Origin of the sequence: Rhizobium sp. Nf11,1 (assembly GCF_050587665.1) — a bacterium.
Taxonomy (GTDB): domain Bacteria; phylum Pseudomonadota; class Alphaproteobacteria; order Rhizobiales; family Rhizobiaceae; genus Rhizobium.
In genome coordinates, this window is sequence record NZ_JBOBHU010000035.1 from 1 (window position 1) to 22,776 (window position 22,776).

The following is a 22,776-nucleotide window of genomic DNA, read 5'->3' on the forward strand; positions in this document are numbered from 1 at the left end:
TCAGGATGAAACTCATCCCGCCAGCGATCACCGCAAGGCGCTTCTGCTTGCGTGTCATCTCGAATCTCCCGCAGCTGTCGTGTTCGGCTCCTGCCCCGAAACGGTCAGCGGAACGCCGCCATTGCCGGAAATATGTTGATTGACGAGCGGCAGCCATGCCGCGCCGGCAGGCGACAATTTCGCCAGCGCTTCGAAAGCTGCCAGCGCCTCGGTGGTCCGCCCCGCCTGCTCCATGCCGACAGCGATGTAGAACAGCGCGCGCGGGTTTTTCGGTTCGAGCCGAAGTATCTGCCGCAGGATGTCGAGTGTGTCCGCGGTCACCGAACCGTCCGCTTCGATCATCAGGGCCTCGGCAAGGCCGCCCAGGCGATCGACGTCGGGGCCGAGGATCCGCAGCGCATTCCGATAAGCCGACTGTGCCTCGGCGATCCGGCCGGTTCTGAGGTAGACCGGAGCAATAACATTCCATCCCCGCCCGTCATTGGGCTCGCTTGCGAGATGGCGTTCTGTCTTCGCAATGAGCATTGCGATATTCCGGCCGGGATCTTCCAGCCGCGCCTGCAGCGGCTGCGACGGCATGTCGGGCGAACCCAGCCGGGCATAAAAGCCGATGCTCGCAAGCGGCAGAAATACGACGATGGCCAGCTTCAGCCATCGATGGGCATGCGGCAGTCTCCGGCGCTTTTCATGTTGCTGTTCGCTTGCCTTGAAAAGCCGCCGCGCGATTTCGGCACGGGCATATTCATATTCGTTGCGCGGTAGTTGGCTCGTCGCCATGTCCCTGTCGAGTTCGACGAGCTGGTCCCGATAGACCCGGCAGGCGTGAGCCGCACCACTGTCGATCCGGACAGGGCCCGAAGCAAGCGGATGAAGAAGGGAAGCGATCACGGCAGTCGCGATGACCGCGAAAACAATCCAGATAAGCATGAGGTCGAGGTGCCTTTTGCCCTGACCTTAGCGGAGCGGGCGCTCGCCACATTGACGCCGGTCAAATTATGGCGTGCTTTCCGGCTTGTTGCCGATGTCAGCACGCCTTCCGCAACTGGTCGACACTGTCGACCAGCACGATCTTGCCTCTGACTTCGACACCTGCGGGAACGAGCGCGGCGAACGCTCGGGACAGGGCTTCGGGGGCAAGCCCCAGTTCGCCGGCCAGAATTCTCTTCCGGTAAGGCAGGCGAAACGTGGCCTGCGAGGCCGAGGCCGGGCATCGGCTTACGAGGTAGTTCGCGACACGCTGCGCGGCTGTGTGCAGGCGGTCTCCTGCTATGCAATCCATCGCGCCGAGCAGATGCCGGGTCATGATCCGCATGACGTTGCGATGAATGATTGGATACCGATCGGCGAGAGCCCGCAAGTCCGAAAGTTCGAACAAGGCCACCTCCGCTCCGTCGGCGGACCACGCGCTGTAGGCGTAGGAGCCGCCGCCCGATAGCAAATATTCGCCAATGGTGTCGCCGGGCTCGCAGACGCAGATATCGGCCTCGCGCCCAGCGGATTCGGATTTGGAAAGCCGGACGAACCCGCTTATCACGCAGTAGACGAACGACGCCGCCTGGCCTTCGGCGATGATCCGCTCATCCGGCGCGAAGGTTTGAAACTGAGCCGCAGCGGCGAGCTCCTCTACCGTCGCCTGGTCGAGGCCATCGAACAGGTCAGACCGCAAAAGTACGGGATTTTTCGCAAGCATCGATCTTCCTCTCGTTTGGTCTGTATGCGGCTTAAGATTTTTTGCGGTCGGTGTCGTCGTCGACGAGAATTCGCCAGGCGGCTCCTTCAAGGTCGTCATACTGGCCGCTCTTCAGCGACCAGAGGAATGCCAGGAGGCCCATCCCCCCCATCAGCAGCGCGATCGGGATCAGATAGATCAGCATGTTCATGCGGTTTTCACCTCCCTGCCGGCTCGCGCTTCGGTCGGCATGGGGGAATGTTTGCCGAAGGCATTCAACCGCAGCGCATTGGTTACGACGATGATCGATGACGTCGACATGGCCACCGCTGCGATCAGCGGCGTCGCCAGTCCGGCAATCGCGATCGGGACCGCCAGCACGTTGTAACCGATCGCCAGAACAAAATTCTGCCGGATGAGGCTCGCGGATCTTCGCGCGACGGCGATTGCTTCCGGAACGGCATCGAGCCGTTCGTTGAAAAAGACGAGGTCGGCGGCCTGCCTGCCGATGTCGGATGCCGTGGCAGGCGCCATCGAGACATGCGCGGCGGCAAGCGCCGGAGCGTCGTTGATCCCGTCGCCGACCATGAGCACGCGGCGGCCCTCACCGCTCAGCCTCTGGCATTCCTCGACCTTCTGCTTCGGCGCCAGGACGCCCAGAGCCCTCTGAATGCCGAGAGCCTGCGCCGTATTGTCGACGACCGTTTGCCGGTCGCCCGAAACCATCAGGGTTTCAAGGCCGGCGGCAGTGAGATCGCGCACAGCCTCGGCAGCGCCCGGGCGCAGCGTGTCGTCAAAGAGGAAACATGCCAGATCGGCACCGTTCTTCGACAGGACCACTTCCGAAAACGGACCGTCGTCCGCGCCGGGCGTAAGACCGGTTCCGCAGGCAAAGGCCCTGTTGCCCAGCCGATAGACATCCGCTCCGTTGCAGGCTTCCAGCCCGCCGCCGGGGATTTCCGTGATCTTGTCGAAGGAGAAGGAAGAAGCCTGCTCGATGTCCCGCAGCAGCGCCTGGGAAAGAGGATGCCGTGAATGCGCGGCCAATGCGCAGGCGATGGCGGTGTTGCCGGCGTGGGTCGCTTCGACACCGACGAGGCGGGGCCGCCCCATCGTCAGCGTGCCGGTTTTGTCAAAGGCGACGATATCCGCCTCGGCCAGTCTTTCGAGCGCCGAACCGTCCTTGACCATGATGCCCTTGCGGAAAAGTTCACCCGCCGCCACCACCTGGACGACGGGAACGGCAAGGCCGAGCGCGCACGGGCATGTAATGATCAGCACCGCGACCGCGACCAGCATCGCCTGTTTCCAGTCGCCGCCGAAAAATCCCCAGGCGAGAAAGGACACGAGCGCCAACAGGTGCACCGCCGGGGAATAGAGCGCTGCGGCCCGATCGGCGATCCGGCGATAGCGGGCCCTGCCGCCTTCGGCGGCTTCCATGAGGCTGATGATTTCCGATAGAAGGGAATCCCTCGCCACTTTCGTCGCTCGCAGGATGAGCGAGCCGGTCAAGTTCATCGCACCCGAATTCACCGCGCTGCCTTTGGCGACGGCGACCGGACTGCTTTCACCGGTGACGATGGAAAGGTCCACGTCGCTCTCGCCGCTGACGATCGTGCCGTCGACGGGGATGCGCTCGCCCGCCGCGATCGCGATGTCGTCGCCCACCGCGATCTCTTCCACCGCAACGTAGCGGCGCGACCCGTCCGGCATCATCAGCAGCGCCCCGCGCGGGGCCAGCCTTGCCAGCCCGTTGATCGCCGCGCGTGCCTTTTCGCGCATTACGTGATCGAGAGTTCTGCCGATCAGCAGGAAGAACAGCAGCGAGACCGAGGCGTCGAACCATGCATGTTCGCCGTGATGCACGGTCTCCCACAGGGAGACGGCATAGGAGAGCGTCACCGCAAGCGAGATCGGAACATCCATGTTGGTGCGCCCGCGCTTCAGCGCGTTCCAGGCCGATTTGAAGAAGAAGCGCCCGGCATAGACCAGCGCAGGGGCTGCGATCATCGCCGATATCCAGTGAAACATGTCACGCGTCGCCGCGTCGGCGCCCGACCAGACCGACACCGAGAGCAGCATGATATTGGCAGCTGCAAAACCCGAAACGCCGATCGCCAGCAGCAGCTGGTTCCTGGTCCTGTCGTTTTCAGGTGCCGTGGGCGTAAAGAGATGCGCGCGGTATCCGGCCGCATTGACCGCTGCAAGGATTTCAGAGGGGTCGGTCGCCCGCTTCTCTATTTCCTCCTGATAGACGCAGCTGACCCTGCGGGCAGTGAGATTGACCCGGGCTCTCCTGACGAAAGGAAGCGCCGACAGCGCCTTTTCGATGGTCGATATGCAGCCGCCGCAGTGGATGTCGGGTACGCTGAGGTCGAGTTGGTGCAATCCGGCCCCGAGCGAGTGGCTGGCCAGCCGGACTTCCTCGGCGCTGGCGGATGTCGCGCTGAGGGCGAGCACGCTTTCCGTATCCATCGAGCAGCAGGTCATTGGCCAAACTCCGCAGTATCGATGCGCTTGGCCTCATGCATGACGACCGCGCCGTCCCTTCTCGATATGGCCTCGACGATCCAGTCGCCGCCGGCGACCTCGTGATCGGCTTCGAACCGGCCCTCGCCCGTCTTCCGGAGCGTCAGGTGGAAATCCTCGTGATCGCCGACCGGCCGTTTGAAGTTCAGCATGACATCGTCGATGATCGCAGGCGCACCCTTGCGATCGTGGATATGGTAGCGGATCTCGCGGCCCTTGATGGAGAGCGTGCCCTCGACGCCGGAGGCTGCCATTGCCTTCATCGCTGCCGCCTTGCCGTTGAATTCCTGGCTGGCCACATAGGTGTTTTCGACGACCAGGCCGCTCCAGCTGGATGAAGCATACACGGCCATGGTGACATTGACGGCGATCACGACCGCGAAAAATGCCGAGGTGGCAAGAAGCATGTGCAAACCGGTAAAACCTCGAGTGGAAGCCTTCATTTCACCTCTCCCGGTGCGTTGAACGCCGCGCGATAGGTCGCCCGGTCGGAATGGCCCGTATCTTCGATGACGAAGAGGAATTCGTTGATCTCGGCCCCGTCAGGCTTGCGCGTCACGAAGACCTTGATCGTCGTGGCCGCGTCAGGTTCGGCATTGACCGTGAAGCTGCGGCCATCCTGCCTGCCGAACTCGGGAATGCGCATCATGCCGCCTTCGAGCCCGACGAGAGTGATGGTCACATCCCGCGGCGTCGGCACCATGTTGAGGACGCGAAGTGTGTAGCCGTTGCGGATGGAGCCGTCGCTTTCAAGGACATATTGGGGGTTGCGATCATGCACGACGTTGAGTTCGAGCCGTTCGCGGAAGGCGAGATGGATGACCATGGCGATGCCGATCGATGCCCAGACGACAGCATAGAAGAGGATTCTCGGACGAAAGATGATCCGCCAGTCGAAATGCCGGATTGCCGCAATGAAGCTTCCATCTTCGTTTCGAACATTGGACGGCTGGATGGCTGTCCGTCCTCCGTCCGTCGCAAGCGACATGTTGCTCGAATATTCGCTGAGCGTCGCATAGGCGATCAGGCCGCGAGGTTTTCCGAGCTTGTCCATGACGCCGTCACAGGCATCGATGCAGAGAGCGCATGTGATGCATTCCATCTGCTGGCCGTCGCGAATGTCGATTCCCATCGGACAGACCGCAACGCAGGCATTGCAATCCACGCAATCGCCGACCGGTAGGCCCTTGGCCAGGGCTTTCTTGGCGTGGCGCGACCTCTGCTCGCCCCGCCAGTCATTGTAGGTGACGACAAGCGAATTTTCGTCGAGCATCGCGCCCTGAATGCGCGGCCACGGGCACATATAGGTGCACACCTGCTCGCGCATGAGCCCGCCAAGCACATAGGTCGTTGCGGTCAGGATGGCGATCGTCGCATAGGCGGCGGCAGGAGCACTGCCGGCAAACAGCGAAACCGCCAGGCTCAGCGCGTCGGCAAAATAGAAGATCCACGCGCCGCCGGTGGCGGCTCCGATCAGCAGCCAGATCGTATGCTTGATTACCCGCTTGCTGAGCTTGTCGAAGGTGAAAGGGCCGGCGTCGAGCTTCATTCGCGCGTTTCGGTCGCCTTCGATGGCGCGTTCGACGACGAGAAAGAGATCGACCCAGACGGTCTGCGGACAGGCATAGCCGCACCAGGCGCGGCCGACCGCGGCGGTGACGAGAAAGAGGCCAAATCCCGCCATGACCAGCAGGCCCGCGACATAATAGAATTCCTGGGGCCAGATCTCGATGAAGAAAAAGAAGAAACGCCGCGAGGAGAGGTCGACAAGGATTGCCTGATCAGGCGCGTAGGGACCCCGATCCCAGCGGATCCACGGCGCCAGGTAGTAAATGCCGAGCGTGATCAGCATCACCATCCATTTGAACCGGCGGAATCGGCCCTCGGCGCGCTTTGGAAAAATTTTCTTGCGCGGTGCATAGAGAGGCTGTCGGTTGCGCCGGGCGTTGACCGGCTCGACGCTGACGCGCTCGATGTCATTCGGATCTGGGGCGGTGTAGAGATTCATTGGACCTGTCCGGTGTTGGCCTGCTCTTGTCCCACCCGCGGCGCACCGGTTCCTTGATGCAGATCAAGAAACGATCGTCCGGAAATGAAAAAGGCCACGCCCCGGGGTAAGGGCGTGGCCGGAGGCCAGCGGGGGAGAAACACCGCTGGAAGGTCCTCGACAGGAGCCGAAACTATCGGCTCGTCTGCTTGTGATCCTTGAGGCAGGTCAAACTTACGATCGAATTGCCGATCTTTGCAGGGTCCTCTTGTTCGGCCGACGGAGGCATCGTCATGGCGCGCGCCGAAACACGAGACCGGATGGCGGCGCGCGGCGTGCCGTAGAGACCGAGGATGGGATTGTGGTCGTGGGCTGTCATCGATGTCTCCTTACGTTCCGCCGCCAAGCGAATGAACGAAAATGGTGAGTTCCTTGACGGTCGTGTCCCCGAGGCGCGCAGCCCAGGCAGGCATGACGCCATGTTTGGGAGAGGCGACCTGGCGGACGATGGCGTCTTCACCGCGCGCCTTCAGCCAGATTGCGTCGGCAAGATCCGGCGCACCCATTTCCGCTTTTCCTTTGGCATCCTCGCCGTGACACGCGGCGCAGTTGTCGAGAAAAACCTGTTTTCCGGCCTCCGCCAGAGCGGGGTCCGAGGGCGTATTGGTCAGCCCCCAGACATAGGCAGCGACCTGCCGCATCTGGGCAGGCTCGAGGACATCGGTAAAGGCCGGCATCTCGGAAGCGTGCGTTTCGGCATCCGAATCGAACCGGATCCCGTGGGCGATCGTCGTCTGGATGGCGTCCAGGTCTCCGCCCCACAGCCAGTCGTCATCGTTGAGATTTGGAAAGCCCGGGCCGCCGCTCGCCCCCGAGCCATGACAGGGCGCGCAATTGACTTTGAACGAGGACGCACCGCCGGCGATTGCGAATTCACGAAGGGCAGGATCGGCGTCGATCTCCTGCACTGTCTTTGCCGCGATCAAATCGTGAAACTGCGTCTGGGACGCTTTGGCCTGATCCAGATCCTGCTGCAGCTCCGCACGAGTTGAGTAGCCGAGATAGCCCTTTGTGGCGGACGTGATCATCGGAATCGCGGGATATGCGATCGCATAGCCAACCGCCCAGAGAATGGTGACGTAGAAGGTCCACACCCACCAGCGGGGCATGGGATTGTTGAGCTCGCGGATGCCGTCCCATTCATGCCCGGTCGTTTCGACGCCGCTCAATTCATCGATATGTTTTTCCGACATCTCAATCGTCCTTCAAGGGAATATCGGCGGCTTCTTTCGCCGTCTGCTTGCTGCCTGGGCGAAGGGTGAACACGACCACGCCGGCGAAGAATGCCGCCATTGCCAGGAGGCCCCAGCTGTCGGCGAAGTGTCTCATTGCAGTGTAGGTTTCCATGGATCGCCTCAACGGTAGCCGGTCGCATCGTCATAGGTCGAGAAATCGACCAGCGTTCCGAGCATCTGCAGGTAGGACACCAACGCGTCCATTTCGGTCAGCCTGGCCGGGTCGCCGTCGAAATCGCCGACCTTCGCCTTCGGATAGCGTTCGAGGAGGGCCGTCGTGTCCGCATTCGGATCGGCCTGAGCCTTCATGTCGGCCTCCGCATTCGCCAGCATGTCGTCGTTGTAAGGCACGCCGACGTCCTCGTTGGCCTTGAGGTCCATTCCGACGTCCTTGACCGTCACGTCCTGCTCCTTGAGGAAGGCGTAGCTCGGCATGATCGATTCCGGCACCACGGCCCGCGGATTTGCGAGATGCTGGACATGCCATTCGTTCGAGTAACGTCCGCCGACACGGGCCAGATCAGGCCCGGTGCGTTTGGATCCCCACTGGAACGGATGGTCGTACATCGATTCCGCGGCCAGCGAATAATGGCCGTAACGTTCGACTTCATCACGGAACGGCCTGATCATCTGGCTATGGCAGAGATAGCAGCCTTCACGGATGTAGACGTTGCGCCCCGCGAGCTCCAGCGGCGTGTAAGGCCGCATACCTTCCACTTTCTCGATCGTGTTCTGCAGGTAGAACAGCGGTGCGATTTCAACGATGCCGCCGACGCTCACGACGAGCAGCGATCCGACCAAAAGAAGCGTCGCGTTCTTCTCGAGGATTTTATGTTTATCCAATATCGATGCCATGTCTCACCTCATTCGGCAGGCTGTGCCTGGGGCACGAAAGTGGTCGGGATTGCGGCTTCGTTGCGCAGGTGGCCGCGGATCGTCATGAACACGTTCCAGGCCATGACGAGGCCGCCCGCCAGGTAAAGCGCTCCGCCGATCGCGCGCAGCACGTAGTAGGGGATCATCGCCGCCACCGTCTCCGCGAAGGAATAGACGAGGAAGCCCTGGGAATTGTATTCGCGCCACATCAGCCCCTGCTGGATACCGGCAACCCAGAGCACGGCGGCGTAGATCACGATCCCGAGGGTCGCGAGCCAGAAGTGCCAGTTGACCATGCGCAGGCTGTAGAGACGCTCGCGCCCCCACAGTTTCGGCGTCAGGTAATAGATCGCCCCGAAGGTGATCATCCCGACCCAGCCGAGCGCGCCGGAATGCACGTGACCGATCGTCCATTCGGTATAATGGCTGAGCGAATTGACTGTCTTGACCGACATCATCGGGCCCTCGAAGGTCGACATGCCGTAAAAGGCGATGGCGACGATCATCATCCGGATGATCGGGTCGGTGCGGATCTTGTCCCAGGCGCCGGAAAGGGTCATCAGGCCGTTGATCATGCCGCCCCAGGAAGGCATCCAGAGCATGACCGAGAAAACCATACCGAGCGTCTGGGCCCAATCGGGCAGCGCCGTGTAATGCAGATGGTGCGGACCGGCCCAGATATACATGAAGATCAGGGCCCAGAAGTGGATGATCGACAGCCGGTACGAATAGACCGGCCGGTTGGCCTGCTTCGGCACGAAGTAGTACATCATGCCGAGGAAGCCGGCGGTAAGGAAAAAGCCGACGGCGTTATGGCCGTACCACCATTGCGTCAGCGCATCCTGAACGCCCGAGAACAGAGAATAGCTCTTGGAGCCGAGGAAGGAAGTGGGAACCGCGAGGTTGTTGACCACGTGCAGCATCGCGATGGTGACGATGAAGCCGAGATAGAACCAGTTCGCCACATAAATATGCGGTTCCCTGCGCTTCAGGATCGTTCCGAGATAGACGGCGAGATAGGCGACCCAGACTATGGTCAGCCAGAGGTCGACATACCATTCGGGCTCGGCATATTCACGGGCCTGGTTGATGCCGAGCACGTAACCGGTCGCCGCCATGACGATAAAGAGTTGATAGCCCCAGAAGACGAACCAGGCGAGGCTGCCGCCGAAGAGGCGGGCACGACAGGTCCGCTGCACCACGTAAAAGGACGTCATGATCAGCGCGTTGCCGCCGAATGCGAAGATGACCGCCGATGTGTGAACCGGCCGCAGCCTGCCGAAATTGAGATAGGGCGCGATGTTGAGGTCGGGAAAGGCCAGCTGCAGCGCGATAATAACGCCGACGAGGAAGCCGACCACGCCCCAGAATACGGTGGCGATCAGGCCGTAGCGGACCACTTCGTCGAAATAACCGGACAGGTCGACTTTCCGCCGTTGGTCCGCCGGTGCGAAGTCGACCTTCCTGACAAGGAGCAGGGTTCCCGCAACGAGGCAGAAGCTCAGTATGCCCATATGGACCGCAAAGAGATGATCGTGCGCGAATGCGGCTCCGAGCAGCGCTAGAAACGCCGCGACCGCGAGCATCATTGTTTCCATCGTATAATTCATGATGTCGTCCCCAGTGCAAAGACGACCGCCCCGCGGCCGGCTTTCTCGTAGTTCGGGGCAGGACTGTCATGAAGCCGGCGATGGCTCCTTGATCTACATCAACAAGGGGACCCCAAGCCGCGGATGGGCCGCCGCTGTTACACACTGTTACACTCTTTTACCCTTTGGCACCGTCCGCTCATCCCCCTGTGACGCGACAGCTTTCTACTGCACCCACTGCCACGAGGGGACACGACAATGCTGATGCAGACCAACCACGCATTCGAAAATGCCGAGAAGACGGTCGAAGCCATTGATGCCGGCCAATCGCTTTCGTCGCTTTTCCTGAGCTCGGCGGCGGAACCCGTCGCGGCCGGCAAGGCGATTTGCTGGGAGGGCGACCAGGCGAAACATCTCTTTCAGGTGGAAGAAGGCGTCGTTCGCCTGCATCGCATCATCGGCGAAGGCCGCCGAGTGATCACCGCCTTTCACTTCGCCGGCGATCTCATCGGCGCCTCGTTGCAAAATGAATTCATTTTCACGGCGGAGGCCGTCACCGAATGCAAGATCCGGCGCATGTCGCGCAAGAGCTTTCATGAAGAAGTCGCCCGCTCCGATGCGCTTGGTCCGGCCTATATCTCCCTGCTCTGCCAGGAGGCGGCCGCCGCGCATGAACAGATGGTGTTGTTGTCGAAAAAGAATGCCGAGGAGCGTCTCTGCAGCTTCATTGTCAAGCTTGCATCCCGCCGCAGCCAGCGGTCGCGGCAAGGTCTGGTGCGCGTTCCCATGAACCGCCAGGACATTGCCGATCATCTCGGCCTGACAATCGAGACCGTGTCTCGCACGATCACGAAACTGGCATCACGCAACATCGTTATTCCCGTGGGCAGGCACGACCTGAGGATTGTCAATCTCGCCCGCCTGAAACAGTTGTCTGGCGACGCAGATGATTTTTCTGACGATTCCTGTCATAGGGTCAACCTGCACTGATGCAACAAGCCGCAGGATCGACTTCCATGCCTCACCGCCTCGTGTCCCCGAGAACCGCATCGCCACAGGAGCTGGACGCCATGGTGCACGTGCTCGACGGAGCGGATATCGTGGTTCATCGTTTCGACGGAACGATTACGCACTGGTCGATCGGCTGCGAGAACATGTATGGCTGGGCAAGAGAGGAGGCCGTCGGCGAGAAGGTTCATGAACTTCTGGCGACAAAGTTTCCCGAACCGGCGGAAAACATCCGCGATCAGTTGAAATCGCGCGGCTTCTGGCAGGGCGAAATCATTCATCGCCATAAGAGCGGGCACGACATCCATGTCGCCTCCCGCTGCGTGCTGGTCAATCTTCCGGACGGGGAGCATACCATCATCCAGACAAACAGCGATGTCAGCGCCCTGAGGCAGGCCCAGGAGGCGGTCAAGTCGCGTGAGGCGCATCTCAGCTCTATCCTCGATACCGTCCCCGATGCGATGGTGGTGATCGACCATAAGGGAACGGTGCTGTCGTTCAGCAAGGCTGCCGAAAAGCTGTTCGGAATGCCGGCGGATCAGATTTGCGGCCGCAACGTCAGTAACCTGATGCCGACCCCCTATCGTGAGGCTCATGACGGCTATATCGACCATTATATCGAAACCGGCGAAAAGCGCATCATCGGCTACGGGCGCGTCGTGACCGGACAGCGGGCCGACGGCTCACAATTCCCGATGGAGCTGCATGTCGGCGAAGCCACGGCCAACGGCGAACGGATCTTCACCGGTTTCGTCCGGGACCTGACGAGCCGATTCAAGATCGAGGAGGATCTTCGTCAGGCGCAGAAGATGGAGGCGATCGGGCAGCTGACCGGCGGCCTCGCGCATGACTTCAACAATCTCCTGACCGTCATCAGCGGCAATCTCGAAATGATCGAGGACAAGCTGCCGCCGGGCAGCCTTCGTGACATTCTCAAGGAGGCGCAGGCTGCCGCGCAGGACGGAGCGATCCTGACCGGCCAGTTGCTGGCCTTCGGCCGCCGGCAGCCGCTGAATCCCAAACACGCCGATCTCGGTCAGCTCCTGAGCGGCTTTTCGGATCTGCTGCGGCGAACGCTCGGCGAAGATATCAGGCTGTCGACCGTCATTGACGGGTCGGGCCTCAACGTCCTCGTCGACAGTTCACAGCTTCAGAATGCCATTCTGAACATCGCCCTGAACGCAAGGGACGCCATGCCGAAGGGCGGCACTCTGACGACAACGATTTCGCGCGTTCACCTCGATGCCGATTATGCGAAAATGTATCCGGAGGTGCGTAGCGGCAACTTCGTCCTCATTACCATGACAGATACCGGCATGGGCATGACCGAGGAGGTCAGGAAGCGCGCGATCGAACCGTTTTTCACCACAAAGGAAGTCGGCTCGGGCACGGGGCTCGGGCTCAGCATGGTCTATGGTTTCGTCAAGCAGTCGGGCGGGCATCTCCAGCTTTACAGCGAGGTGGGGCGCGGCACGACAGTCAGGATATATCTGCCCGCGGTCAACGGGGCGAAGCCCCGGGAGCCCGCGCCGGATGATGACAGCCGCGAGAGCCAGCTGCCGCGCGGCGACGAAACGGTGCTGGTCGTCGAGGATGACGCCCGCGTCCGCCGCGTTGCCGTCGCCAGGCTCGCGTCAATGGGTTACACGGTGAGTGAAGCCGAAAACGGCCACCGCGCACTAGAAGTCCTACAGGAAAACGCCGACACGGCGCTACTGTTCACCGATATCGTCATGCCGGGCGGAATGACGGGTGACGAACTCGCACGACAGGTGCGCCTCCAGCGTCCCGACATCGCGGTTTTGTTCACCTCCGGATATAGCGAGCCGGGCCTTGCGAGCAAAGGCATCGTTCCCGGTGCACAGTGGCTGCGCAAGCCCTATACCGCCAAGGAACTGGCGTTGAAGATCCGCGAGCTTCTCGACGCGAAGTGATCTCGTACCTGCTGCCATCTCGAATTGCTGGCGCTCGCCAGGCGAACGCCCTCCCGGTCATCTGCGTCGCCTGATGGCTTCGTCGGAACGCTCCGGCAATTGGCGCAAGGCCATTCCTGGTGTGGTGTCAGGCAAACAGCCAAAAACGGATCCTCGGCTTTTTCCGCTAATTTGACGGGCGTCAAAGAAGCCGGTTCCGGCATCTCCTAAAACATGTTCATGAGGCTGATCGAGCCTCGCAGAACAGGAGATTGCAAATGCGTTTGAAATTCGGTCTGATCGCTGCAGCGGCAGCCTTGATTGCCTCGGCAGCGCCATTGCTGGCCGCCGACCACCAGGTTCAGATGCTTAACAAAGGCGCCGACGGCGCAATGGTGTTCGAGCCCGGCTTCTTGAAGATCGCCCCCGGCGACACCGTCACCTTCGTTCCCACCGACAAGAGCCACAACGTCGAGACCTTCAAGGGCCTCATTCCGGATGGCGTCGCCGAATTCAAATCCAAGCCGAACGAACAGTATCAGGCGAAATTCGATGTTCCCGGTGCCTACGTGGTGAAATGCACGCCCCATGCAGGCATGGGCATGGTTGCCTTGATCCAGGTCGGCGACAGCCCGGCCAATCTCGACGCGATCAAGACGGCAAAAGTGCCGAACATGGTACGCAAGCGGCTCGATGTCGATCTTGTCCATAGCACCCAGTGATCAACGACCGGTGCGGATGGCCGCGCTCGCGCGCCATCCCGCACGATGGAGAACCATCATGTTCAAGCCCATGATGCTTGCTTTCGCAGCGGTTGTCTGCGCAGCCGGCGTGGCCGATGCTCACATTACCCTCGAGCAGAACCAGGCGCTGTCAGGCAAGGCGTACAAGGCAGTGCTTCGCGTCGGACACGGGTGTGAGGGCAAGGCAACGGTCAAGATCCGCGTGAAGATCCCGGAGGGTCTGCTATCGGCAAAGCCGATGCCGAAACCCGGCTGGACCGTTGAGAAGGCGAATGCGGCCTATCAGCAGAGCTACGATCTATACGGCAAACCTGTGAAGGAAGGCGTCAGTGAGATCACATGGTCAGGCGGCAACCTCGCCGACGATGAATATGATGAGTTCATTTTCCGTGCGACGGTCGCAAAGGAGATCGCGGCCAAAACCCGCATTTACGTTCCCGTGGTCCAGGAATGCACCGAAGGCGCGGTCGAACGCTGGATTGAAATTCCTGCGGTAGGCAAGTCTTCCGACGACTATGACGCCCCCGCTCCCTATTTCGACGTGATCGAACAACCACGCTCGTGAGCGGGCGAGAGCCGTCGATCATGTGGTCCTTGAGAATGGGAAACCTCGCGACACGGCTCCTTAGAGCGGTTCAGCTTTTCATGAAAGCACGGAACCGCCCTAACCCTTTGGATTTACGCAATTCCCGGCCAAAGCGCTTCGCGCTTTGCCTGGGAAAGCCCGCGTCGCACTTTTCCTGGAATTGCTCCAGGGCGGCTTGCACTGCCGCTGTCATCGTTATGGGCACGTGTCTGCCGACAAGCGCGCTTGCCCACGCCACCTTGAAAGATTCGACGCCAGCCGGCAACGAGACGCTGGACCGGCCGCCGGCCGCAGTCGAACTGCATTTCAATGAACCGGTCCGGCTCATCCGGGCGACAGCAAACAACGGCAGCGGCTCGAGCCAGGAGCTGGAGGCCGAGACTTCGGGTGCCGACGTTCGATTGCGATTTGCAAATTCCAATATCCGCGGCACCGTGATTGTGAGCTACCACGTCGAGTCCGAGGACGGCCACCCCGTCGGCGGCGCCCTCGCGTTCAATATCGGCTTGCCCTCCACAGCATTGCCCGTTGCCCTTGGCGAACGGGCGGATCCTTCTTTGCCGATCGTCATCTGGCTCGTGCATACCGCCACGGTTCTGTTCATGGCGTTCGTGGTCGGCGGCACGCTCTTCGATCGCTGGCTGGGCGGGGGCGGCGGCCGGGCAGCAGGCATTGCAGCGGCTTTGCTGCCGGGAGCCGCTTTGCTGGGAGCGGGCATCTATTTGCAGGGACTGGACGAAGCAGGAAGCGGCCTTGTCCTGGCCGGTGGTGAACCGTTCAAGATCGCACTGCAAGGTAATGCAGCGATCTGCGCCGGCTTGTTCTTTCTGTCGCTCCTGGTCGCCACACTTCCCTTCGGCGACCGCAAAATCGCCGGCCGCACCCTTGCCGTCGTCGCCCTGGCGCTGGCCGCAAGCGCCTTCGCTTTCAGCGGGCATTGCAGTGTCGTCGAGCCGCGCTGGATAGGAAGGGCCGCCATTTTTTTCCACAGCGCAACGCTGCTTTTCTGGATCGGCAGCCTTCCACCGCTCTGGCGGCTCTGCCGAACGCCGCTGGACCTGCGCCCGCTGAACGCCTTCTCGCGCAACATTCCCTTTGCGTTCGTCCTGATGATCGTTGCCGGAACCGTGCTGGCAGTCGCGGAGCTTCCGGCGCTTGCGCAAATCCTGTCGTCGCTCTACGGCCGGATTCTCGTCGTCAAGATCATGCTCGTCGCTGTCCTTTGTGTGCTGGCCGCCTACAACCGCTTCTGGCTGACCGGCGCGACTTTGGCGGGAGATGGGGTTGCGAGAAGACGCCTGCGCCGAAGCATTGCCTTTGAAATCATCCTGGCCGTCGCAATCATCGGCGCGGCCGGCATCTGGCGGTTTGCTGGCCCCGGGCAAGCGGATGCCGCTGATGTTACGGCTATAGCGTCCGTCCACCTGCATGGCGACAGCGCAATGGCTCAACTGGAGCTGGAAGCCGAGCCAAACGGAACCGGGAAAATCCACGTGGCGGTCATGGCTCCCGATTTCGGCGCGCTCGATCCCCGACAGGTCGTTCTTCGCCTGAAGAAGCCGGACTCCGAAATCGAGCCGATGAAATTCGAACTCGCCCGGGCGGCGCAGGGCGGGTGGGAGACGAGCGGCCTTCCGGTGCGCGATCCGAAGGGCTGGCTGGCCGATCTCGAGGTGCTGATCGACGATTTCCATTCGGTGCATCTCGAAGGCAGCCTGTCGGAATGACGGTCACTCAACCGTGGCGTCTATTTGCCAAGATAAACAACCGACACATCTATGATCGATGAACAAGGCGCCGACACTCTTGTCCCAGCTTGCCGACCATGCCGTGACGATTCTCCTCGGCAAGGCCCTGGAGCAATTCGGCGCGCTTTGCCTGCGGGAGGAACCTTGGCGGCGGTTTTGAGGTCCTGCTCATTACGACGCGCGAAACCGGCCGGTGGACGATTCCCAAGAGCTGGCCGATCAAGGGTCTCGCGCGAGCGTGAGGCCTTGGAAGAGGCGGGTGTGAAGGGGCGGGCGAAGAAACGGGCTTTCGACTGCTTCTCCTATCTCAAGACGCTTCCGGATGGAAAACAGGTGCCGTCATTCGTGACGGTGCACGTCATGACGGTTCGCCGCACCAGGGCCCATTTCCCGGAACACAAGGAGCGCAAGCTCGCCTGGATGCCGCCTCTCGAGGAGGCCTCATTGGTGAATGAGCCGGAATTGAAAAGCCTGTTGCGGCGCGTGGAACGGCGAGCGCTTCCCTGAGGCGACGGGGCGGTGATCCGCCTTTGCTCAGGCCGCTTCGGTCTGATCGGTCGCATCCTCCAGCCGTGCGGCAGTTTCCATCGCCCGCTGCACTAACCTCATGATCTCGCGTTCGGACCTGATATGACCACGCGTCGAGCAGAAGAACGAACGCAGCTGGTATCCGACGGCTTCCCAGGAGAGCCGGCAGCGCCCCTCGCCCAGCGTTTGTAGCGTGACGACGACGTCTCGCGCGGCGCCATGATCGATCAGGCGGCCTGCCCGCCGCCGTTCTTCCGCGCCGGCCTTTTCTGCGGCGTCCATGATCAATCCGAGTCCGGAGGAGATCAGCCGCTCTTCGAGCTCATGCGTCGTCTGCAGCAGCGGAAGCAGGCCGTCTGAGAGACGCTCGCAGAGGCCGTCGTCTATGTGGCAAGGCAGGAAATCGGCGATCGCCTGGAACACGTCGCACCACGACATCAGTTGATCGTAGCAGCGTTCGAGTTCTATGAAATCGCTCGGGATCGACTTCTTCATCATATTACCTCTGAAGGAACAGGCTGGCGGCGATCGCGACCGCCGCGAGAACCGCGGAGACCGTGCCCGCTCGCTGCAGAACGCCCATCCGATAGAGGGCGATCGCGAATATTATGATCACGGGCGTTGCTATCGACAGTCCTATCTGGGCATCGGTCATCGGGTTCTCCTTTCCGCAAAACCTAGTTCTTCCGATCGGCCCGCTCTTTGCGATCGATCAAAGAGCGGGCGCGATATCATCCCTATCGTCACAGCCATGACAGCGACGATTTCCCCCAAGCTCCGCAGCCGGCCCGCAGCCCGAAGCGACGACCTGATGGTCTGGATATTGGCGTGGAGCGAACTCGTGGCTTTTGCGGCGCTGATGATGGGCTTCGTCATCGCGTCGTGGTTCCAGCCGGAAGTATTTGCGGCCGGAAAGGCCAGGCTCCATCACGATATTGCACTCGCAAATACGGTGGTCCTGCTGGTGAGCGGCTGGTTTGCGGCGCTCGCCGCGCGGTCGGTCGACTTGCGGCGGCAACGGCAGGCCCTGTTTGTTTCGGCCGTCGGCGGGGCTCTGTTCGTCGCCCTCAAACTCTACGAATATCAGGTGGAAGGCGCATCGCTGCTTGCCGAGGACAGCTTCTCGCAGCTCTACGTGCTGATAACAGGATTTCACCTGGTCCACGTCCTGTTCGGATCTCTGGTTCTGGCGCTGATGGCCCGGTTTCCATCGCTTGAGAATATCCATCTCGTGACGACCCTCTGGCATGTCATCGACATCGTCTGGCTGGTCATGTTTCCGGTGGTCTATCTCTTATGACCGCACAAAACAGGGCGAATGCTCCCTCGCGGGCGCTGATCTTTCTGCTGATGCTGACATCCTGCGTCTTCGCAGCCTCGATGTTTCTGTCGGGCGCCGCGGCAAGGCCCGCACTGGCGCTGGCCGCTGGGTTGATTGCGCTGGCGAAAGTGCGCCTGGTCGTCTCCGGTTTCCTCGGCCTGCGCGTCAAGGGTTCGCCGGTCGGCCTCGCATTGATCCTGTGGGCGGCAGCCGTGCTGCTCCCGCCCTTGGCCAGTGCGCTCGCATTCTCGGCGGTCTTTGCGAATTAACAAAGACCCGCCGCCGCCCTTCCGTCATCCAGGAAGCGTGAGCCCTAGGCTCCGTTTTCGACGTCACGGCGGGCTCCGCCACGGACATAAAAGGATCATCGATGGCTGAACGCCTGACAAAAACCGCGGCCCGAAACGTGTTCTACGGCGGATCGGCCTTCTTCTTCGCCATATTCATCGGGCTGACCGCTCACAGCCACTATTACATCCGAACGGTCTCGACCGACGAGGCGACGCTGACCGAGAGCGTCGCCAGAGGCAAACACATCTGGGAGAAGAACGCCTGCATCAACTGCCACACGCTGGACGGCGAAGGCGCCTATTTCGCTCCCGAGCTTTCCAATGTCTGGATTCGCTGGGGCGGCGACAAGGACCCGGCCAGTGCGCGCGAGGCGCTCCACGCCTGGATGGCGGCGCAACCCTCCGGCATCGAAGGCCGCAGGCAGATGCCGCAATTCAATCTGACGGAAGAAGAAGTGAACGATCTCGCGGACTTCCTCGAATGGGTCAGCAAGTTGAACACGCAGGCGTGGCCGCCGAACCAGGCGGGCTGACGGGTGAGAGGATCAAGCAATGAAATACAATACACAAAGCGTCGCCATGCTCTATTTCTACGGAGTTCTCGGCCTTTTCATGGCACAGCTGCTGTTCGGCGTCCTGGCGGGAACGATCTATGTCCTGCCGAACACGCTATCGATCGAGCTGCCGTTCAACATCGTCCGCATGATCCACACGAATGCGCTGATCGTCTGGCTGCTGATGGGCTTCATGGGCACCACCTATTTTCTTCTTCCGGAGGAATGCGAGACGGAGCTCTACAGCCCGAAACTCGCCGTCGCACAGTTCTGGATATTTCTGGTGGCCGCGGCGGTCGCCGTCATAGGCTACCTGTTCCACATTCATGAGGGCCGCGAGTTTCTCGAGCAGCCCTTCGCGATCAAGGTCGGCATCGTCATCGTCGCCCTGATGTTCCTATTCAACGTCACTATGACGGCCTTGAAAGGACGCAAGACGACAATTACCAACATCCTGCTGTTCGGGCTCTGGGGGGTAGCGATCTTTTTCCTCTTTGCCTTCTATAACCCGGTCAATCTCGCGCTGGACAAAATGTACTGGTGGTATGTCGTCCACCTGTGGGTCGAGGGCGTCTGGGAGCTGATCATGGCGTCGGTCCTGGCCTTCCTGATGATCAGGCTGAACGGCATCGACAGAGAAGTCATCGAAAAATGGCTCTATGTGATCATCGGACTGGCGCTCTTCTCCGGCATTCTCGGCACCGGCCACCACTATTACTGGATCGGCGCGCCCGGATACTGGCAGTGGATCGGCTCACTCTTTTCGACGCTCGAGGTCGCCCCGTTCTTCACCATGGTGGTTTTCACCTTCGTCATGACCTGGAAGGCCGGCCGCAAGCATGAGAACAAGGCGGCGCTGCTGTGGTCGATCGGCTGCTCGGTCATGGCCTTCTTCGGCGCCGGCGTCTGGGGTTTTCTCCACACGCTGTCTTCGGTGAACTACTATACCCATGGCACACAGGTTACCGCGGCGCACGGGCACCTGGCCTTCTTCGGCGCCTACGTCATGCTCAATCTCGCGGCGATGGCCTATGCCATTCCTCAGATCCGCGGCCGCGCACCCTATAATCAGTGGCTCTCGATCGCAAGTTTCTGGATCATGTGCTCGGCGATGTCGGTCATGACCTTCGCCCTCACATTTGCAGGCATCATCCAGGTTCACCTGCAGAGGGTGCTCGGCGAATCCTACATGGACGTGCAGGACCAGCTCAGCGTCTTCTACTGGGTCAGGCTCGGCTCCGGCATCTTCGTCTTCATCAGCGCGCTGATGTTCATCTGGTCGGTTCTCGTCCCCGGCCGCGCCCGCCTGCCCGACGCAATTGCACAGCCCGCCGAATAGGCGGGCTCCCCTCCCCTTTTTGGAGAACAGAAGAAATGACGATCGCGCTCAATCACCCGCTCGATGCGAATGCAGGAATCCCGCACTACACTGCCCACGGAAACGAATGCGCGCTGTTCGAGAGCGCCTGGAGCCGGCAACTGCCAATTCTGCTCAAGGGGCCGACGGGCTGCGGCAAGACCCGGTTCGTGCATCACATGGCCGCGCGCCTGGGGCTGCCGGTCTCGACCGTCTCCTGCCATGACGATCTCACCGCTGCCGATCTGACCGGCCGGTATCTCTTGAAAGGCGGAGAAACCGTCTGGGTCGACGGTCCGCTGACGAAGGCCGTGCGCGAGGGTGGCATCTGCTACCTCGACGAGATCGTCGAAGCGCGCAAAGACGTTGCCGTCGTTCTTCACCCGCTGACCGACGATCGCCGGCTGCTGCCGCTCGAGCGCACCGGTGAACTCATCGAGGCGCAATCGTCTTTCATGGTGGTCGTGTCGTACAACCCCGGATACCAGAATCTGATGAAATCCCTGAAGCCCAGCACCCGCCAGCGCTTCGTCTCGATCGAGTTCGACTTCCTCCCGCGGGACCGCGAGATTGCGACCGTATCGATCGAAAGCGGCCTGGCGGAAAGCCGGGTGGCGCCGCTGGTGGACCTTGCCCGCCGGCTTCGCGCTCTCAAGGGGCAGGATCTGGAGGAGGGTGTCTCGACGCGCCTCATCATCTATTGCGCCACCCTCATCGATGCCGGAATGCCGGTCGCCGAAGCGGTCAGGGCCGCGATCATCGAACCGCTGACGGATGAAGCCGACGTGAAGGCCGCCCTTGTCGAGGTGGCCGCAGCGACGCTCGGCAGGTGAGAGATGCTCGAATTCCTGGAACTCGAGGAAACGGTCGGACGCGCCTGGCATCGCCTTGTCGGCGACACGCGCTCCTGGCCCAGCCATCCGCAGCACGCGGTCAGATTGGCCGACATCAAATCACAGCTGGCCGTCTGCTTCCGTGCCTTTGGCGGCGAACCGACATTGCAGATCCAGAAATCACGCCAGCAGATCTCGTCGCATCGGCTGCGTTTTCGCCAAGTCGTCGGCCTTGGCGAGGAAAGAAGCGATCATCCGAGCTGGGACGGCAGCGCCGTCCACCTGCCCGCCTCGATCGATATCTTCGATGACGAACGGCTGAACCGGGATCTTTATTTCTGGCTCGCCGCCTATATCGCCGTGGCTACCGTTCCGAGCTGCAAAACCACCGACGCCATGCTTTCCGACATTGCCAGGATCCAAACAGGTCGTGAAAACGCCGCGCGAGTGATCGACATCTTTCCCGGCATGTATGCACGCTATCTGCGCCTGAGCGAGGCCATTCTCGCATGCCGGACCCGCGGCAGGCTGCCCAAGGCCGAAAGGCAGGTCGAGGATTATCTGCGCTTTGCCCTGGTTTTTCCCTTGAGCGACCGGTTGCCCGCTCTTAACAGACCGAGGGGCGCCAAGGCGCCGCCGGGATATCTGCCGATGCTGCCGGTCCCGATCTGGCCCGATTTCACCGGCCGCACGGAAGCCGAAACATCCGAGCGAGAAGACCTGCCTTCCGAGGGTGGCGAGGCAGGCCCTGCCCGCTCTTCGCATCAAGCGGTCCGCAAGAGAGATGCCGACGACCGCAAGCGCGATCCCTTCATCCTCAACCGCTTCGAAAAGATCCTCGCCATGGCCGAGATGGTCAATGTCGACCGGCCGACGGACGATCGAGAGGAGGACGATGCCGGTGCGGCCGACGAACTCGACGAGATCACCTTGAGCGAAACACGGGAGCGGCCGAAGTCGAAATTCCGTTTCGACCTGGATCTCTCCCCGGAGGCCTCGGACGTTTCCCAGATCCATGGCATATTGACCTATCCCGAATGGCATTTCCGCAGAGAGAAATATTTGGAGAATCACTGCCGCGTCCTGCTCGGCAGCGTCCCGGCCGCGCAACAGGCTCCCGTCGTTGCCGATCAGGCGATCGTGCGCAAGGTCAGACGGCAATTCGAGACGCTCAGGCCGAAGAGGGAGATCAGGAAGGCGCAGCTCGATGGTGACGACCTCGACCTCGAGGCCGTGATCCGGTCGCGCGCGGACCTGCTTGCGACCGGGCAGCCGGACGACCGGATCTATGAATGCGCCCGTCCTGCCTCACACGAGCTTGCAACGTCGATCCTCGTCGACGTCTCGCTGTCGACGGACTCCTGGGTGGACAATCGCAGGGTTCTCGACGTCGAGAAACAGGCGCTCGATGTCTTCGCGCGCGGCCTGGATGCCTGCGGCGACAGTTTCGCCATTCACACCTTCACATCGAGACGCCGCAGCTGGGTGCGCATCGACAGCATCAAGGAGTTTACCGAGACGTTCTCGCAGGCGACTGCGCAGCGGATCGCCGATCTCAGACCGGGTTACTACACGCGAATGGGGGCGGCCCTCAGACATGTTTCGGGACAGCTGCACAAACACGCCGCAAGGAAAAAGCTGCTCCTCATCCTGACGGACGGCAAACCGAACGACGTCGATCACTACGAAGGACGGTTTGCCCTGGAAGACAGCAGGAAGGCGGTCGCCGAAGCCCGCGCGCTCGGCCAGGCCGTTTTCGCCGTCACCGTGGACTGCAATGCCGGTAACTACTTGCCGGCAATTTTCGGAAGGGCGGGCTTTGCCGTGATTTCGGATATTGCCAAGCTGCCGGGCGCGCTGCCGACAATCTACCGCAATCTGACCGCCTGAGGGGCGTGAACAAACAAGCCGGAGTCGCCCGATTGGCGCCTCCGGCCCTGGGATTGAAGC

General features: G+C 61.3%; 25 protein-coding genes. 12 read left to right on the forward strand and 13 right to left on the reverse strand.

Going from position 1 to position 22,776, the window contains the following annotated elements:
• Positions 1-54 precede the first annotated feature (54 nt).
• From ccmI to ccoN, 11 genes are all read right to left on the reverse strand, one after another.
• Positions 55-927 carry a c-type cytochrome biogenesis protein CcmI gene (gene ccmI / locus ACQ7C1_RS30095; RefSeq protein ID WP_430960965.1) on the reverse strand — a complete coding sequence of 291 codons (873 nt, stop codon included), beginning with the start codon at positions 925-927 and terminating at the stop codon, positions 55-57.
• A gap of 97 nt (positions 928-1,024) precedes the next feature.
• Positions 1,025-1,690 carry a Crp/Fnr family transcriptional regulator gene (locus tag ACQ7C1_RS30100; RefSeq protein WP_430960966.1) on the reverse strand — a complete coding sequence of 222 codons (666 nt, stop codon included), beginning with the start codon at positions 1,688-1,690 and terminating at the stop codon, positions 1,025-1,027.
• 31 nt (positions 1,691-1,721) lie between these two features.
• Entirely contained in the window at positions 1,722-1,880 is a 159-nt protein-coding gene (ccoS, locus tag ACQ7C1_RS30105) for a cbb3-type cytochrome oxidase assembly protein CcoS (protein WP_430960967.1), read from the reverse strand.
• Positions 1,877-4,159 (reverse strand): cation-translocating P-type ATPase, encoded by a 2,283-nt coding sequence (locus tag ACQ7C1_RS30110; RefSeq protein WP_430960968.1) that lies wholly within the window; start codon positions 4,157-4,159, stop codon positions 1,877-1,879. The genes ccoS and ACQ7C1_RS30110 overlap by 4 nt, the downstream gene beginning before the upstream one ends.
• Complete coding sequence (locus tag ACQ7C1_RS30115) at positions 4,156-4,641, reverse strand: FixH family protein (RefSeq protein WP_430960969.1); 486 nt, start codon at positions 4,639-4,641, stop codon at positions 4,156-4,158. Before ACQ7C1_RS30115 ends, ACQ7C1_RS30110 begins: the two co-directional genes overlap by 4 nt.
• Positions 4,638-6,206 (reverse strand): cytochrome c oxidase accessory protein CcoG, encoded by a 1,569-nt coding sequence (ccoG, locus tag ACQ7C1_RS30120; RefSeq protein ID WP_430960970.1) that lies wholly within the window; start codon positions 6,204-6,206, stop codon positions 4,638-4,640. Before ccoG ends, ACQ7C1_RS30115 begins: the two co-directional genes overlap by 4 nt.
• 172 nt (positions 6,207-6,378) lie before the next feature.
• Positions 6,379-6,564 carry a hypothetical protein gene (locus tag ACQ7C1_RS30125; protein WP_430960971.1) on the reverse strand — a complete coding sequence of 62 codons (186 nt, stop codon included), beginning with the start codon at positions 6,562-6,564 and terminating at the stop codon, positions 6,379-6,381.
• A gap of 10 nt (positions 6,565-6,574) precedes the next feature.
• Positions 6,575-7,438 carry a cytochrome-c oxidase, cbb3-type subunit III gene (ccoP, locus tag ACQ7C1_RS30130; protein ID WP_430960972.1) on the reverse strand — a complete coding sequence of 288 codons (864 nt, stop codon included), beginning with the start codon at positions 7,436-7,438 and terminating at the stop codon, positions 6,575-6,577.
• Position 7,439: 1 nt separating this feature from the next.
• Positions 7,440-7,592, reverse strand: coding sequence for a cbb3-type cytochrome c oxidase subunit 3 (locus ACQ7C1_RS30135; RefSeq protein ID WP_430960973.1), 153 nt, complete (start codon positions 7,590-7,592; stop codon positions 7,440-7,442).
• A gap of 8 nt (positions 7,593-7,600) precedes the next feature.
• Complete coding sequence (gene ccoO / locus ACQ7C1_RS30140) at positions 7,601-8,335, reverse strand: cytochrome-c oxidase, cbb3-type subunit II (protein WP_430960974.1); 735 nt, start codon at positions 8,333-8,335, stop codon at positions 7,601-7,603.
• 8 nt (positions 8,336-8,343) lie between these two features.
• Entirely contained in the window at positions 8,344-9,966 is a 1,623-nt protein-coding gene (gene ccoN, locus ACQ7C1_RS30145; RefSeq protein WP_430960975.1) for a cytochrome-c oxidase, cbb3-type subunit I, read from the reverse strand.
• A gap of 237 nt (positions 9,967-10,203) precedes the next feature.
• Between ccoN and ACQ7C1_RS30150 the strand changes: the two genes are divergently transcribed.
• The 6 genes from ACQ7C1_RS30150 (at position 10,204) to ACQ7C1_RS30175 (ending at position 16,450) form a co-directional block, all read left to right on the forward strand.
• On the forward strand, positions 10,204-10,935 hold the full coding sequence (locus ACQ7C1_RS30150; protein ID WP_430960976.1) for a Crp/Fnr family transcriptional regulator: 732 nt from the start codon (positions 10,204-10,206) through the stop codon (positions 10,933-10,935).
• A 26-nt stretch (positions 10,936-10,961) separates the two neighbouring features.
• A complete protein-coding gene (locus tag ACQ7C1_RS30155; protein WP_430960977.1) occupies positions 10,962-12,887 on the forward strand; it encodes a PAS domain S-box protein in 1,926 nt (641 codons plus the stop codon).
• Between the two features lie 257 nt (positions 12,888-13,144).
• A complete protein-coding gene (locus ACQ7C1_RS30160; RefSeq protein WP_430960978.1) occupies positions 13,145-13,588 on the forward strand; it encodes a pseudoazurin in 444 nt (147 codons plus the stop codon).
• A gap of 58 nt (positions 13,589-13,646) precedes the next feature.
• Positions 13,647-14,174, forward strand: coding sequence for a YcnI family protein (locus tag ACQ7C1_RS30165; RefSeq protein ID WP_430960979.1), 528 nt, complete (start codon positions 13,647-13,649; stop codon positions 14,172-14,174).
• A 218-nt stretch (positions 14,175-14,392) separates the two neighbouring features.
• Entirely contained in the window at positions 14,393-15,922 is a 1,530-nt protein-coding gene (locus ACQ7C1_RS30170) for a CopD family protein (RefSeq protein WP_430960980.1), read from the forward strand.
• A gap of 267 nt (positions 15,923-16,189) precedes the next feature.
• On the forward strand, positions 16,190-16,450 hold the full coding sequence (locus ACQ7C1_RS30175) for a hypothetical protein (RefSeq protein WP_430960981.1): 261 nt from the start codon (positions 16,190-16,192) through the stop codon (positions 16,448-16,450).
• A 27-nt stretch (positions 16,451-16,477) separates the two neighbouring features.
• On the opposite strand, the gene ACQ7C1_RS30180 is transcribed toward ACQ7C1_RS30175, so the two are convergent.
• Complete coding sequence (locus ACQ7C1_RS30180) at positions 16,478-16,966, reverse strand: hypothetical protein (RefSeq protein WP_430960996.1); 489 nt, start codon at positions 16,964-16,966, stop codon at positions 16,478-16,480.
• Positions 16,967-16,970: 4 nt separating this feature from the next.
• Positions 16,971-17,126: a hypothetical protein gene (locus ACQ7C1_RS30185; RefSeq protein ID WP_430960982.1), complete on the reverse strand. Its 156-nt coding sequence runs from the start codon at positions 17,124-17,126 to the stop codon at positions 16,971-16,973.
• Between the two features lie 96 nt (positions 17,127-17,222).
• On the opposite strand from ACQ7C1_RS30185, the gene ACQ7C1_RS30190 reads away from it, so the two are divergent.
• From ACQ7C1_RS30190 to ACQ7C1_RS30215, 6 genes are all read left to right on the forward strand, one after another.
• Positions 17,223-17,771: a cytochrome c oxidase subunit 3 gene (locus ACQ7C1_RS30190; protein ID WP_430960983.1), complete on the forward strand. Its 549-nt coding sequence runs from the start codon at positions 17,223-17,225 to the stop codon at positions 17,769-17,771.
• The gene (locus tag ACQ7C1_RS30195; protein ID WP_430960984.1) at positions 17,768-18,061 is read left to right on the forward strand and encodes a cytochrome C oxidase subunit IV family protein; all 294 of its coding nucleotides are present in this window, start codon (positions 17,768-17,770) and stop codon (positions 18,059-18,061) included. Before ACQ7C1_RS30190 ends, ACQ7C1_RS30195 begins: the two co-directional genes overlap by 4 nt.
• A 101-nt stretch (positions 18,062-18,162) precedes the next feature.
• A complete protein-coding gene (locus ACQ7C1_RS30200; protein WP_430960985.1) occupies positions 18,163-18,615 on the forward strand; it encodes a c-type cytochrome in 453 nt (150 codons plus the stop codon).
• A gap of 19 nt (positions 18,616-18,634) precedes the next feature.
• Positions 18,635-19,975: a cbb3-type cytochrome c oxidase subunit I gene (locus ACQ7C1_RS30205; protein WP_430960986.1), complete on the forward strand. Its 1,341-nt coding sequence runs from the start codon at positions 18,635-18,637 to the stop codon at positions 19,973-19,975.
• A gap of 35 nt (positions 19,976-20,010) precedes the next feature.
• A complete protein-coding gene (locus ACQ7C1_RS30210; protein ID WP_430960987.1) occupies positions 20,011-20,826 on the forward strand; it encodes a CbbQ/NirQ/NorQ/GpvN family protein in 816 nt (271 codons plus the stop codon).
• Between the two features lie 3 nt (positions 20,827-20,829).
• Entirely contained in the window at positions 20,830-22,716 is a 1,887-nt protein-coding gene (locus ACQ7C1_RS30215; protein WP_430960988.1) for a nitric oxide reductase activation protein NorD, read from the forward strand.
• Positions 22,717-22,776: the final 60 nt, after the last annotated feature.